Here is a 13601-nt window from a genome sequence, read left to right as displayed (position 1 = left end):
AACAGGTATAGAGCCATTTTTTTAGGTACTAACATGGCTTCAACGATTAGCCAAACATGGTATTTGGCAACACTAATACGATTTGCGGGAAGATCATTAGCAAGGCAACCGCTAGGATCATCATCAACCAGAAAGGTAATACGCCACGGAAAATATCACCCAGCTCCACATTCGGTGCCACTGATTTGACGATAAAGACGTTGATGCCGACCGGTGGTGAAATTAGGCCCATTTCTAGGGTCAACACGGTCAATACCCCAAACCAAATTGGATCAATGCCCAGCTGCGTAATAATCGGGAAGAAAATCGGCAAAGTCAGTACCAGCATGGCAAAGCCTTCTAGAAAACAGCCAAGCACCAGATAAATCATCAGAATCAAAATCAGAGTACCCGTTACCCCAAGATCCAAGGCAGATAAGAATTCCCCCACCGCCGCTGGGATATGACTAAGCGCCATAAAAGGGTTAATCAAATGGGCAGCGATCAAAATCAACATTACGGTTGCGGTGGTGATGACCGCATCGCGCGACGCTTTCCAGAGCGCTTTGATAGACAAGGTGCGACTAACAAAACCAACCAGCGTAACAATCCCTGCCCCCACGGCTGCCGCCTCAACCGGAGAAAACAAACCGCCGTAAATACCGCCGATGGTTAAAAAGATCACCCCAACAATCGGACCAGCGCCGAGGATAGCTTTACGCTTTTCACGCCAATTGGTGACCGGACCCGCGGGGCCAAACTCTGGTTTGAAATAGCAAATCACCATGATCATGACAATAAACAAAAGCAACAACATGATGCCTGGCAAGACACCGGCTAGGAACAAGCGGCCGATACTTTGCTCAGTAAGAATGGCATAAATCACAAAACCCGTTGATGGCGGAATCAAGATGCCTAGCGTGCCGCCAGCCGCCACCACACCGGTCGATAATCGGGTGTTGTAGTGGAAGCGATCCATTTGTCCGAGCGCCACTTTCCCCATGGTGAGGGCTGATGCCACAGAAGAGCCCGATAACGCGGCAAAACCACCACAACCAATCACGGTTGCCGAGGCTAACCCGCCACGAAATTGGCCAATGATGGCATAGGCCGCATCGTAAAGCCGCTGACTCATACCGGTTACCGAGGCCACATTGCCCATCAAGATAAACAGTGGAATCACCACCAGTTCGGGTGACGATGCTAAAGTAAAGCTCTCCGACGCCAGCAAGCTAAACGCCGAGCGACTGCTGTCTAAAATGGTAATACCAGCAAAGCCCACCGCGAACATGGCAAACGCCACCGGCACGCGCAGGATCAGCAACACAAACATGATCAGAATACCGAGCATGCCAATCATTGAAGCACTCATGCAGTGTCTCCTTTTTTACGTACATCACGTCCCGAAAAAGTTAACTCCAGCGCACGCAATAACATGCCCGCTGCGGTCAACAAGGCGAACACAGATAAGCCGTTTTGAAACCAAGCTTTGGGCCAGCGTAATAGATTGGTGGATAGATTTAACATGGCCGACAGCTTAGCGCTTTCATTAACGGCATAGGCAATGCCGACAAAAATCACTGCGCCTAACAAGGCGGCAACGATATCGATCACTCGATTGAGAAGCTCTGGGTAAGCGCGCTCAAATAGGTCCACGGCAATATGACCGCCCGTGCGGTCGCAGATGGCCATCGCCCCAAACACTACCACGGTCATGGACATGGTGATGACATCCTGTGAGCCGTACATGGGCGAGCCGAACGCTCGCCCAATCACGTCTACTAGGATCACCAACATAATGAAGATCAGACCTAAGGCCCCGATCGCAGCGGACAGGCTAATCAGCCCGTCCGCCAGTTTTCGTATGGTGATCAACATACTTAATTGCCTTGCATGGCCGCTAGGGCATCTTCACCATCGACGCTTTTCACATAGCTGTTCACAACACCTGAAACGGCTTTAGTGAAAGCTTCTTTTTCTGCATCGGAAAGCTCGACCACAGTGTTGGCGCTATCGGATTGTGCGGCCGCTAATGCGGCATTAGCGGTGGCTAGCCAGGCATCTTCAGCACTTTTAGACAGTTCCATACCACTTGCAGCATCCACTGCGGCGCGCTGCTCAGCACTAAGGTCGCCGTATACTTGAGCATTCAACACGGTGAAAAAGGTCAGACGGCCAAGTGGTGCGCCCAAGGTTAGCGCATCAGCCACTTCATCCAATTTAAAGTCTTTCAGGGTCGATGCCCCCGTGATCACACCGTCAATCAAACCCGTTTGCATAGCGTTGTAGACTTGGCTAATAGGCATCTGCACAGGAGTTGCCCCCAAGGCTTTGGCTACTTCCGCCGCAGTCGATCCCGCCACACGTACTTTCAGGCCTTTTAAATCCTGTGGCGAACGGATGACCTTGTCACGCATGATGAAAATGTTGGGCTCAGAAGTCCATAATGCCAGAGGTTTAGTGCCCGGAAACTCTTGGCTTAAATTCTTATCGTAAGCGCGCCACAAAGCCTGATAACCAGGCATGTCTTCTGGAATTGCACCTGGTAGCTCGGCAATCATGGTTTTGCCAAATTGTGAAGAGGTATAGCCAGGTAAGCCCCACGCCATATCCGCAGCACCTTGCAGTACGCGAATGTATTGCTCCGCTGGACCTGAGCCGAGCTCACCACCATGATAACCACGTACCGTCAACGAGCCATTGGTCGCTGCCGATAAGTCCGTATTGAGCTTCTCAATCACCGAAGCGTTAATGGTATGGAATGGCGGGGTGAAGTTGGCAAACTTCAACTCTTCGGCCATCACTTGACTGGACAGTGCAACGGCCGCAGTCGCGGCAACAAGCAGTTTACTGACGTTCATATGTTTACTCCCATATTGATCTTAGTGCCCATAAAGGACGTTTCTTATTTTGGACCTGGGGACGAGCCAACACCGCGCTACGCCCTATTTCGTAAAACTCATATGCTAGCGGCCTAATAGGCGTTTTTTGATCAACTCCCTTTGTAGTGTAGTTCAATCGATCCTTGTCTCTTGGCTATTTTCCAAACGCCATCGACCTTTTTTAATTCATCAACAAAGCGCCCAATAAAGACACTGGCTTTGGCGCTGATAATTGTTTCAATATCCTTGGCCTTTTGCTCACCGGAAAACAACACTACACGTGATGCCACGGTCGCAGATTGCGAATCATGTACCGTCACTTCCATATTACTGAGCGCATGACAAGTTTCTTTTTCTGGGCGCTCAGTAAAGGATTTTAGAATCGCCTCGCGACCTTTAATGCCGTCAAGCGGTGCACTGGGGCGATACAAAATGCCGTCTTCGGTGTAGCACTCAGATAACTCTTGCCAGCGGCATTGATCCAGCAAATTAATGGTATGGGTGACCAATTTTTGGCATTGCCATTCAATCAGCATGGTCTCTAAATCAGGGTTATTCATCATGCTTGGTTTCCTTGACTCAACCAGTGTTGCATCGCTTTAGCGACCTGCACTGGATCTTCTACCGGTGCCATATGTCCGACACCCTCTACCATCACAAGTTCGCTGTTAGCAATCTGTTGTTGCATAGCTTGATGTTGGGCGGCAGGGCTCCAAGTGTCTTCGCTGCCAGATAGCAACAAGGTTGGTACGGTAATCGTTGGCAAAATCGCTTCTGCGTTGGGACGGTTTAGCAAGGCATTAATTTGTCCGGCAAACTGCTCAACTGAGTAAGCACTTACCATCTTTTCAAGCTCTTCCATTAAAGCCTTGTTCTTAAGACCTTGGGGCGACATCATCGGGCGTAACCAATCCACTGCTAACGCTTGCGTCCCCTGCTCTTGCGCCAGTTTTAATAGACGCATACGACCAGGAATTTCCTTGTCTGATTTCGGGTGCACACCAGTATTCAATAGCGCCAAATGGGTGACTCGCTCAGGCGCTAAACGGTAAATCTCTAGCGCCACCCGAGCGCCCATGGAGTGCCCTGCTAAGGCAAACTCGCCCTCAACTTGCTGCAACACAGATTGCGCCATGGCGGTCAAATCATCAAAGCCTGCAAAGCTGATAATCTCAACATCCGCTAGCGACTCTAGCTGCTCAGCTACCCCTTGCCACACCAAGCGATCGCACAGTAAGCCGGTTAAACAAACTAATCTTGGCTTCATAACGGCGCCTCTTCTTCAAAAATAATGTGCCCCAACGCCGTGTTCGAGACCGGTACGTGATAATGGCGATGCACTTCTTTGACCTGATTTAAGGCTCCGCGCATGATCAACCACATCACCATTTCACAACCTTCGGTGCCAGATTCGCGGATATATTCCACCTGAGAAATCTTGGCTAGACGCTCATAATCTGTCGCCAAACTGTCCATAAAAGCAATGTCCCAAGGTTGATTGATCAAGCCAGCACGTTCACCTAATAGCTGATGACTCATACCGCCTGTGCCCCACACCTGTACGTTAAGATCTTCTGGAAATTGCTCAATCGCTTGGCGCAGTGCTTTGCCCAAGGCTAAGCAGCGCTCACCGGTTGGTGCGGGATACACCACGGTATTGACCGCGAGCGGAATCACTCGACAAGGCCACTCATCCACTTGGCCAAACACCATGGATAGAGGCACCGTTAGACCGTGATCCACATCCATTTCATTCACAATCGTCAGGTCGAAACCATTTAAAATCAGCTGCTCGGTAAGATGCCAAGCGAGTTCTGGCGCGCCCTTCACCGTCGGTACCGGACGCGCCCCATAACCCTCGTCAGCGGGTTGGAATTCCTCGGCACAACCAATGGCAAAAGTAGGAATAAATTTCATATCAAAGGTGGTGGCATGATCGTTATAGACCAAGATCACCACATCGGGCTTTTGCTCAGCAATCCACTGTTTGGTAAATTCAAAGCCTGAAAATACCGGCGCCCACTCGGCTTTATCACTGTCACCGATATCGATAATGCGCCCGAGTAAAGGAATGTGAGAGGTGCCAAGTCCGGCATGAATCTTAGCCATTAGTGCTGCTCCTTAAGATAACGATTGCCTTCTGGGGAACGGCCGCCACGGCGCATCATATCGAGATAGTCTTCGGTAGAAAGATCGGTCATGGTCGACACGGCGGCAGCAACGCTGAGGCCATCGGTCGAGCTGATTTTGACGAGATAATAGATGTTGCCACCAAGGGCAATAAGCTTTGTGAAGTCACGCGCTAACACCGCCTGTTTCTGCGCTTCGCTGAGGCGGAACTGATCCAAGTAAGCACGCTCATCTTGCTTAAAGGCTTCCCGATTAGAAGCCTTCATCAAAGACATGCAGAACTGATTGAGGTGGAAGCCTTTGCGCGCCATCTCACCATCAAATACAGTCGTACCAGGAATATCGCTGTAGCTTTTATTATTAGAATTCATACTCTTCCTGCTCAAGCCAAAAGATGTATTGCATTGTTTTTATTAACCCTACACAGCAACTTAATATCTGTCCTATGCACTTTTAAAAACATTCTCTAAAATTTGGTTATATCTTAACGTTACCGCTGAGCACCTTATGAGCAAAAACCACCATACACCGTTATCCCTCAAACAATGCCGCATCATTAGCGCCGTGATGAGAAAAGGCTCTGAACAAAACGCCAGTGCCGCTCTTAACCTCAGCCAATCCAGTGTTTCCAGGGCGTTAACTCAGGCCGAGCAGGCTCTACAGGTGAGTATTTTTACCCGAGGCTGGAGTGGTGCCGAACTGACCGCCGATGGCGAAGTGGTGATTTCATCCTGTGACACCATCCTCAATGCCATTGCCGAGGTGGCCGAACAGCTACAGCCAAACGCAGGCACAGCATTAACCCTTAAAAATCATTTGGAATGGCGTCATCTGATGGTGGTCGAAGCGGTCAGTCGACTGGGCAGCGCCTCCGTGGCCGCCGAAGCGTTGAAGATTACCCAACCTGCGGTGAGCAAAACCCTAAAAGAGTTAGAAAATATGGTACGCCAACCGCTGTTTGAACGGGTGCGTCATGGCTTGGTCGCTCTGGACGCAGCCAAGGCGCTGGCAGCGCTGTATCTTCGCACCTTGCCTGTCGCGCAAGCCTTAAGCCAAGCGCTGCAATCACGGCCCAATGAACTCACCGGACGGCTTTCCGTGGGTATGCTGTCCTTTTCTTGCCAAGATATCGTGCCGATTGCCTTTGCTTCGATCTTTAAGCAGCACCCGCGTATCCGTTTACAAGCCATGCAGGGGCCCTATCACATGCTCGCCAATGCCTTACGACAAGGGGAAATAGACTGTTTCTTGGGGCTATTACGCACCGGGCCGATTCACCCGGATTTAATCGAAATTCCGTTATTACATGCGCAATATGCCTTGATAGCGCGGGCCGATCACCCGATCCATCAAAAGGCAAACAGCTTAAAAGATTTGACCGATGAGCGTTGGATTGTGGCGCGCCACGGCACGCCGATTCGGGAGTATTTCGAGAAGCTGTTTCACAGCATTGATAATAAACCGCCGATTCAAGCGCTGGAAATGTTGACCTTTGCCTCCTCAGAAGAGTTGGTCATTCACAGCGATGCCATTGCGCTACTGTTCTACGATGATTGGAACATTCAGCAACTCAACCCACGCCTTAAACAGGTGCCAATCGAGTTGCCTCAGCCTGATTGTACGATTGGCATTACCCTGCACAGAGCCTACCAAGCGCCGATTATAGATACCTTTATCGAGGAGCTTCGCAGCGTAATCAAAGCCAAACTAGCGTGATTTAGGCCAGCTCACGGGTGAGCCAATCACTCAACTCTGCCATCCAATGGGCATATTGCGGAAAGCTATTTTTGAGCTGATCCACTGCATCGACCACATTCGCCACATTGTAATGCATACCTTGCAAACGCAGCGCGAGATTTTCCAAAGGGGCAGGATCGAGCATATCGGTAAATACTGTCGCTTGCTTGATAATGCCTTTTTCAACGTCCAGTAACAGCTGTACACCGCCCCAATCAAAGCGTTCATCTAAGTTATGAGTAAATGGCGGCGTACTGCCAAAGTTCCATTCCCAACTGCTTTGACGGGCGAAGCGTTCATTGAAACCCGGTAAGTTTTGGAAATGATCCGGCGAAATCAGCTCTGGCTCAACTTGCTCACCATAGTAAGCGGAAAAGGCGGCAATAATCGCCTCGCACACCATGTCATGATCAATGTCCGGTTTGATTTGGTTTAAATTGGTCACCCGTGAACGTACCGAGGTGATGCCTTTGGCTTGCAGTTTTTTCTCATCCGGATTGAGGTAATCGCCCAAACGCTGCATGTCGGCATTGAGTAACAAGGTGCCATGATGAAAGCCGCGATCGGCCGTTTCACGATAGGCCGAGCCGGAGAATTTTTTAATGCTATCGCCATCCTCCACCACCAGATCATTACGTCCATTGGCCTGACCTTTGATGCCCAGTTGCTCAAGCCCAGCCAGCACAATATTAGTAGAGACTTCTTTATCGTACTCAGGCTTGGGTGCCATAAAGGTAAAGTTGGTATTGCCCAAATCATGAAATACCGCGCCACCTCCCGTCTGACGACGGGCCAACTTCACACCATCTTGCTGCATGCGATCAGTATTACATTCACGCCAAGGGTTTTGTGCGCGACCAATGACAATGGTATCGGCATTACGCCATAAGAAGAGCACACGCTGATCCGCTGGCATCGATCGAAAGATGGTATCTTCCACCGCTAGGTTGAACCAAGGGTCATCACTATTCGAGATCAAGATCCGCGTCTTATTCATAACAACTCTCTTCCGTGTGCAATATGAGAGGAACCGTATTTCTTTTGTCTATGTTTAGATTAAAGCACAAGGCTGAACTTTACAGCCAGTGATAGCGAACATAAAAAAGCCCTTAGCACAGGCATGCTAAGGGCTAAGGTTTGGTCAAATCTTCAAAGATAAATTACTTCCGATCTAACCGAGTGGATCCATCAAAACGAAGGAATATCCCTTCCCCTACAGAATTTAGCGAGTTCCGGCATCACGTATTCTTTCCCCCGCTACGATATTCTTCGCTTTGACTTCACCAATACTTGATTTCGTACAATTCCACCGAAGACAAAACACCTTTCAAAGCCCCGTATTTCGTGGACTCATTTCAACCAAAATTTAAAACCAAATCGGAGACAAAATAATTGCTATGTATTTCATATAGTTAGTAATTATTCAGTTCTCACTCAAAATTGACTTAAAAATTCACATGTAAAACAATAGTTCTCGTCCTTTGATCAAGATTGAAGCTTTCCAAATCACGTAATTTTTAAAATTTAAGGATAAAACCGATGAGTCCTAAATGGAGTGTATCTCTTCGTGGAAATAGCCCAATTTTGCGAAACCTCTCAGACATGAATTCAGGGCATTTTTCCATATTCGATGTTTCTGATGATCATGAAGCTGAGCATTTCTTCTTGTCTTCCAGACATACTGAAGGCGTGCAAGACCAAGATGAAGTTGTCTCTGCTTACAAAGGTCTTATTGAACTTTTAAACGGTGCCTCAGCACTTGAATGGGGATTTGATGGTTTAAGAAGACGAGGAACACTATCTATCGACTCTTTATACAAAATCGATGAAGAAGCTGGCGCAAGTAAGAAAGTCTTCGATGCGGACCTCAATGTACCTGCTTCAAATCCTTTTTTAAAAGCACTTCCGCATCGACCATACGATACACCTTTCTCTTACAAAACAACTGGCTATCTTGAGCTATCAATAGAGCACGAAGATCTTTTTCACTTGCTTAGGCTACTAGCAGCAGGCTTTGACTGGCGAAACCTATACTGCATTTGGGATACAATGGCTCACTATTCTGGTGGAACAAAGGCTGCACCTAAAGAACTCGGTTTAGACTCCGAGCGAATCAATGCATTTACAGGAACCGTGAATAATTTTTGTGTACTTGGAACTGAAGCTAGACATGGAGTTGGTGGCTGGAAAGTACCTAAAAACATAGTCACATATGAAGAGGCCTTGGATATTATTTATGGAGTAGTTAAAAACTACTTAGCACAAAAGCATTGTTTAAACTGTGCAAGCAAACGCTGGAAAACTAGCTAATCACATAGCTAGCAAGCATTAACTATCTATCCCTGCCGCTTTACGCAGCAAGAAACCATATCTATCCAGAATTGGAGAAAGCTCCTTCTGTGAGCCTGTCGAGTAAAGCTGAGCGGTTGGAATGTTGTGCAGATCATCAAGTTCAACATTCAGAACTTCCAATGCGTAAGGCAATTGATCCAATTCTTGTAGCATTCTAAGAAAGATAAAAAGGTAGGTATCAGAGATTTCGACTGTCGGATAGAAAACAAATCTACTGTCGAAGGGATATAAACTCAAAAGCACATCATGATCGATATACATAGCCGTTACTCTAAAGGAGATGCACTGGTATTGATTGTAGTGCACGATTCAGAGTTCGCTAGAAGTCTACTGACTCACTACTTGAAGCATTCATTGGCTTAGTGTACTAAATTAGAAAGCTGTTTTTTGGCTTGTACGTGGGTTAACCACAACATTTTTTATACTTTTTGCCTGAACCACATGGACAGACATCATTACGACCAATCTTTTTCTGTTTATGAACAGACTGTAGAACTGAAGCTTTAGCTACTTGCTTCACGTGTTCCAAAGTTTTTTCTGCCTCCTTTTGGAGATCGGTTGTTAAGGTATGTATAAACAGCGCACGTTGACCAACAATACTGCCCATACCGCTAGCCTTTTGAAAGGCCTCCATTGCCCGCTCTTTATTTTTTGGGAAGAGCTTTCCGGCTTCATATGCCATCCCTAAATAAGCATAGGCATCTGGATCACCAGTTTCCAAAGCTTGATCGAGACACAACATAGCTTTACCAAGGTCTTCCTTACAAGCTTTACCCTCAGAGTAATATAAGAACAAAATGTTAAGTGCATGGGGGAGTCCCTTTTGAGCTGCTAATTCTAAGTATTTGATAGAACTAGCATATTTTTCTTGACCATATAAGAATGCACCATATTTAGCCTCAGCTGGTCCATATCCTCTATCAGCAACCGCCTTAAGCCGAGGCTCTGCTTTTTTGTAGAGTTCTGATTCAGACGGCTCACCTAATGCAAGACTAGCAAATTTAAACAACACATTTACATCTGCGTATTTTTGGATAGATCGCTCATCATCGAATTCATGACCAATTCGATTATCCAAGTTTGCAGATATTTCACATGCGGCATCAAAGCAACCTATAGCGCTCTGTGCTAGGTGCTTCAATTGAGCATTACTTACCGCTGTGTATCGTAAGCCAGTCTGCACAGACTGTTCTACAAACATTGATTCAAGGATAATTCCTGCCTTAAATTTAACGTTCCAGTCCATACTTTCAAAAGCTTGATGAATAACTTCTCGGACATCCTGTATTCCAGAAGGAGATAGCTCTACACATTTAACTATTTGATTTTTAATAAGATAAGCAACTTCCTCAAAAATTTTCACCATTAACTTTCTAACTTGATGGGCTCGATCAGAAAGGTCTCTCTTTCTATTAGATATAAACTCTTCAGAGGATTGATCGTAACCGCTTAGCTCAGAAATCAATTCATTTGGACTATGAACCACTTCATTTCCAGATCTTCTGATCTCATCAAGAAGGTCATAAGTAGCCTTGTCTATTATTTGACAGTCCCATAACTCTTTGATCTGACTAAATAGATCCCTCTTAGCAAAACTCAATTTATTTTGAGTTGCTAAAAGAGTAACTATCTCTTCAGCAATTATCCTAAAAAGTGTGAGCGTGTGATCAGGGTTAGCGTTGATAAACTCCAACGCGGTAGCGTAACTTTCGTAGACGGTTTCTGAAACTAAGCGACTCAGATCAAGATCGTTTTTTTTATCAATGCTGCTCAATGAATTATCCTTTTCAAATTTCTGTTCAAACGCACTTCGCTTCAGAACTAACAATGCCTATGTAATGTACAGCCATCGACTACAGAGCACGAATCTGCTAGCACCTAAGCGGTATTACATCGACACAAGATCTAAATGGTACTCTTCTTGTATAGCAATAAACAATTAGGCAATTTACACCTCCAAGCACTTTAAGTGATACAACTCCAGTCTTACGGATTGCACCGACTAGACAATGCTGGTCGATTCAAATCAAGGCGAACGTTTCAAGCCATATTAATTAAGTTAACAGTAATGCCTATCTTGTTAACAAAACTACAATCATTAAATTAACCTCTCTAAGTTAATATTTAGCAAAGTAAAATCTAAAAGGAACAAGATATAAAATGAACTTAAGAAAATTCACTTTTGCTGTACTAACCGTAATCGGCTCAACAATTCCGTTTACAGCCAGTGCAACAGAGATGACATCAAAATATACTTGTAAAGTTAAGGATTCTGTAATAGTTAGACACTCAGATGGCGCTAAACAACTTGATTTTAAGAGAGATGAAGCAGCCCTGCCTAAAGCTGGTGAGGGGGTTCTAAAGATAACAATCAGTGACCAAGATCGATCATTTGGGGTCCCATTTTCGATTAAATTTCAGTTTCTTCAGGGATCAAAAGACAACTATCTAGCGAACGATATTTACTGGGAGCGAAGCGCTATGCTTTTTGGAAGTTTCGGCCCACAAATCGTTGTTTCTGACAAGGTCGACAAGTTTAAAACATTTGAAGTTACAAACGCCACCATGACTTTAGCTGATCAACATTACAATATTACTTTCCGAGAGCCTGGGTTCGATGATCCGACAAAGCACGGCTTACATGGATTATATTCTTATACAGAATATAATTATATTAATGTAGTTAGCTTGGCATGCGAGCATTTAAGCGGCTTAAGTAGAGAAGGTATATTCAACGTGTTAAATGATTTGAAGTAATTCATGAATCACCAATCCATAGCCCCTCATCAGATACAACTGATAAGTTGAATATGGGTGAACGTATACAGAAGCCTGATTGAAAAGCATTCTGTTGGTTAGGGCGAGGTCCATAGCACCTCGCTTTCTATGAATACGAGTGACCCAGCTATACATAGTTTCATACGGCTCTATAGTGACTGTGTGCAATTTACACCTCCAAGCACTTTAAAAAATACAACTCCAGTCATACGGATTGCACCGACTAGACAATGCTGTGAGCTAGAATAAGTAGCTTGTATCGGTAAATGATGTGAAAACTCGCCTTATTCACATCACCATTTGATTTGAATATCCAGCTATTTGAGTCTGTAGAGTTAGAGTTGAACTTAATATTGCCTGCCAGGGGCTTTAGTTTTGGGTGGCACAATACTTTCAAACAGCGCTCTATCATGGCGGTACAGGTAATCATAGTCTTTGTATACCTGATCTGAAATTTGTTTTCTGATCCAGTCAGGATGTGCAATGACAACCTTTCTGACGACCCTTGCTGACTCAGCTATACGTTGTTGTTTCCAGAGCATTTTTCTCCATAAAGTTAGACCTGGAGTATTTGAAATAACCTGATCAACAATGCCAATATTTACCTCTAAGTGGCTGGCAATCCCTTCTCTACTGCGGCCTAACTGAGCAAGTATATTGATCCAGTAGCGAGTACGATTGTTATACATGCTCGAATCAAAATCTGATTGAAGGCCTGCCTGCTGCGCTATACGTTTTACGAAGCTAACACTCTTGCCTGTTGTGTTTTTAATTGCTCGATAGGAATACCCATCCTTTAGAAGCTTCAATACTTCGTCTTCTTGCTTTTTAATTTCAGCGTCAGGGAAGATCGTAAGCTGCTCAATAGCTGAGACGGTTTTATCAAAGCCTTTCGCCTGCCCCTCAAACAACCAAAATGCAAACAGCATATGAGCCAATGGGTGCATATGACTGTGTGTTTGCTCTCTTAAAAGTGGTCCAAGGAACTTTAGCTTCAGGAGTTTCTTAGCCCCTCTTTCAAGCTCTAAATCAGCTAAAAATGCAGTTAAAGACTCCTTTAGTCTTTTTTGACGGATTCGACCGCCTTTCGTAACGTATCCTCTGCGATCCAGTAGGTTTACATAGCTCTCCCTATCGTAAGTTGATGATGAGCCAACCTGTCTCAAAACAATGAAATCAGAACAAAATTGAGCAAATGCTATTGTTTTCTCTGAACAAAACTCAACGGTTGGACAAGCCTTAGGACTGACCAACCGACTCAGTAACGAACTACCAATATCAATTCCAGACAAGCGACACCCATGTTTGAAGCATGCTTGAACACCAGGTATTTGATGGCGAATATCTATAGTCGAATACCCTTTTTTAGACTTCATTTCTGCTAAGCACAAGGAGCAATACTTATGCTGAGTTTTAAGGGCAAACCCAGCTAGAGGGATCTTTGCGATCAAAGCCGTTGATCCACCTTTGCCAATCATTGCAGTTTTAAGGCTTCTATCTATTGGGTGAAAGAATCGAAAGAGTGGATAAAGCGTGTGATAACTAAGTAATTCATTCACATCCACGCTGGACACCTTGGCCAGCTTGTACAACCGATTAGGTAAATATGGATGAATGAATACTTTGTTATGATCGAATAATGCTTCATAAGTGAACGCGAGGTTCATCGTCCCTCGCATTCGATGAGTTCTGGTCACCCAGCTGTAGATTGTCTCGTAAGACTCAAGGGCGACCATTTCCATT

14 protein-coding genes are annotated in these 13601 nt (G+C 45.5%); 3 read left to right on the top strand and 11 right to left on the bottom strand.

Annotated features, from left to right (window positions below):
* Positions 1–46: 46 nt before the first annotated feature.
* The 7 genes from ACOSVP_RS01005 to ligA form a co-directional block, all read right to left on the bottom strand.
* Entirely contained in the window at positions 47–1351 is a 1305-nt protein-coding gene (locus ACOSVP_RS01005) for a TRAP transporter large permease (protein WP_487345654.1), read from the bottom strand.
* Positions 1348–1857 carry a TRAP transporter small permease gene (locus ACOSVP_RS01000; protein ID WP_487345653.1) on the bottom strand — a complete coding sequence of 170 codons (510 nt, stop codon included), beginning with the start codon at positions 1855–1857 and terminating at the stop codon, positions 1348–1350. The genes ACOSVP_RS01005 and ACOSVP_RS01000 overlap by 4 nt, the downstream gene beginning before the upstream one ends.
* Before the next feature lie 2 nt (positions 1858–1859).
* Positions 1860–2840, bottom strand: a complete 981-nt coding sequence (locus ACOSVP_RS00995) for a TRAP transporter substrate-binding protein (RefSeq protein WP_487345652.1) — start codon at positions 2838–2840, stop codon at positions 1860–1862.
* Between the two features lie 131 nt (positions 2841–2971).
* A complete protein-coding gene (locus ACOSVP_RS00990; RefSeq protein ID WP_487345651.1) occupies positions 2972–3424 on the bottom strand; it encodes a nuclear transport factor 2 family protein in 453 nt (150 codons plus the stop codon).
* A complete protein-coding gene (locus ACOSVP_RS00985) occupies positions 3421–4128 on the bottom strand; it encodes an alpha/beta fold hydrolase (RefSeq protein WP_487345650.1) in 708 nt (235 codons plus the stop codon). Before ACOSVP_RS00985 ends, ACOSVP_RS00990 begins: the two co-directional genes overlap by 4 nt.
* Complete coding sequence (locus ACOSVP_RS00980; protein WP_487345649.1) at positions 4125–4970, bottom strand: class III extradiol dioxygenase subunit beta; 846 nt, start codon at positions 4968–4970, stop codon at positions 4125–4127. Before ACOSVP_RS00980 ends, ACOSVP_RS00985 begins: the two co-directional genes overlap by 4 nt.
* Positions 4970–5362, bottom strand: coding sequence for a protocatechuate 4,5-dioxygenase subunit alpha (ligA, locus tag ACOSVP_RS00975; protein WP_487345648.1), 393 nt, complete (start codon positions 5360–5362; stop codon positions 4970–4972). Before ligA ends, ACOSVP_RS00980 begins: the two co-directional genes overlap by 1 nt.
* Before the next feature lie 136 nt (positions 5363–5498).
* Between ligA and ACOSVP_RS00970 the strand changes: the two genes are divergently transcribed.
* Positions 5499–6707: a LysR family transcriptional regulator gene (locus ACOSVP_RS00970; protein WP_487345647.1), complete on the top strand. Its 1209-nt coding sequence runs from the start codon at positions 5499–5501 to the stop codon at positions 6705–6707.
* A gap of 1 nt (position 6708) precedes the next feature.
* On the opposite strand, the gene lplA is transcribed toward ACOSVP_RS00970, so the two are convergent.
* Complete coding sequence (gene lplA / locus ACOSVP_RS00965) at positions 6709–7725, bottom strand: lipoate--protein ligase (RefSeq protein ID WP_487345646.1); 1017 nt, start codon at positions 7723–7725, stop codon at positions 6709–6711.
* Positions 7726–8267: 542 nt separating this feature from the next.
* Between lplA and ACOSVP_RS00960 the strand changes: the two genes are divergently transcribed.
* The gene (locus ACOSVP_RS00960) at positions 8268–9038 is read left to right on the top strand and encodes a hypothetical protein (protein WP_487345645.1); all 771 of its coding nucleotides are present in this window, start codon (positions 8268–8270) and stop codon (positions 9036–9038) included.
* Positions 9039–9056: 18 nt separating this feature from the next.
* Here ACOSVP_RS00960 and ACOSVP_RS00955 read toward each other — a convergent pair whose 3' ends face one another.
* Positions 9057–9341, bottom strand: coding sequence for a hypothetical protein (locus ACOSVP_RS00955; RefSeq protein WP_487345644.1), 285 nt, complete (start codon positions 9339–9341; stop codon positions 9057–9059).
* A 142-nt stretch (positions 9342–9483) separates the two neighbouring features.
* The gene (locus ACOSVP_RS00950) at positions 9484–10854 is read right to left on the bottom strand and encodes an SEC-C metal-binding domain-containing protein (RefSeq protein ID WP_487345643.1); all 1371 of its coding nucleotides are present in this window, start codon (positions 10852–10854) and stop codon (positions 9484–9486) included.
* 386 nt (positions 10855–11240) lie between these two features.
* Here ACOSVP_RS00950 and ACOSVP_RS00945 point away from each other — a divergent pair, with 386 nt between their 5' ends.
* On the top strand, positions 11241–11837 hold the full coding sequence (locus tag ACOSVP_RS00945) for a hypothetical protein (protein WP_487345642.1): 597 nt from the start codon (positions 11241–11243) through the stop codon (positions 11835–11837).
* 368 nt (positions 11838–12205) lie between these two features.
* On the opposite strand, the gene ACOSVP_RS00940 is transcribed toward ACOSVP_RS00945, so the two are convergent.
* Positions 12206–13600: a TnsD family Tn7-like transposition protein gene (locus tag ACOSVP_RS00940; RefSeq protein WP_487345641.1), complete on the bottom strand. Its 1395-nt coding sequence runs from the start codon at positions 13598–13600 to the stop codon at positions 12206–12208.
* Between the last annotated feature and the right edge of the window lies 1 nt (position 13601).

This window comes from Marinomonas sp. HM11-D (genome assembly GCF_057626615.1).
This window is presented reverse-complemented; position numbering and strand designations above follow the sequence as displayed.

Excerpts from the sequence above, each read along its gene's own strand:
- ACOSVP_RS00955 (WP_487345644.1), bottom strand. The coding sequence starts at position 9,341 with ATGTATATCGATCATGATGTGCTTTTGAGTTTATATCCCTTCGACAGT.
- ACOSVP_RS00960 (WP_487345645.1), top strand. The coding sequence starts at position 8,268 with ATGAGTCCTAAATGGAGTGTATCTCTTCGTGGAAATAGCCCAATTTTG.
- ACOSVP_RS00940 (WP_487345641.1), bottom strand. The coding sequence starts at position 13,600 with ATGGAAATGGTCGCCCTTGAGTCTTACGAGACAATCTACAGCTGGGTG.
- ligA (WP_487345648.1), bottom strand. The coding sequence starts at position 5,362 with ATGAATTCTAATAATAAAAGCTACAGCGATATTCCTGGTACGACTGTA.
- ACOSVP_RS00945 (WP_487345642.1), top strand. The coding sequence starts at position 11,241 with ATGAACTTAAGAAAATTCACTTTTGCTGTACTAACCGTAATCGGCTCA.
- ACOSVP_RS00995 (WP_487345652.1), bottom strand. The coding sequence starts at position 2,840 with ATGAACGTCAGTAAACTGCTTGTTGCCGCGACTGCGGCCGTTGCACTG.
- ACOSVP_RS00990 (WP_487345651.1), bottom strand. The coding sequence starts at position 3,424 with ATGATGAATAACCCTGATTTAGAGACCATGCTGATTGAATGGCAATGC.
- ACOSVP_RS00985 (WP_487345650.1), bottom strand. The coding sequence starts at position 4,128 with ATGAAGCCAAGATTAGTTTGTTTAACCGGCTTACTGTGCGATCGCTTG.
- ACOSVP_RS00970 (WP_487345647.1), top strand. The coding sequence starts at position 5,499 with ATGAGCAAAAACCACCATACACCGTTATCCCTCAAACAATGCCGCATC.
- lplA (WP_487345646.1), bottom strand. The coding sequence starts at position 7,725 with ATGAATAAGACGCGGATCTTGATCTCGAATAGTGATGACCCTTGGTTC.
- ACOSVP_RS01005 (WP_487345654.1), bottom strand. The coding sequence starts at position 1,351 with ATGAGTGCTTCAATGATTGGCATGCTCGGTATTCTGATCATGTTTGTG.
- ACOSVP_RS00980 (WP_487345649.1), bottom strand. The coding sequence starts at position 4,970 with ATGGCTAAGATTCATGCCGGACTTGGCACCTCTCACATTCCTTTACTC.
- ACOSVP_RS01000 (WP_487345653.1), bottom strand. The coding sequence starts at position 1,857 with ATGTTGATCACCATACGAAAACTGGCGGACGGGCTGATTAGCCTGTCC.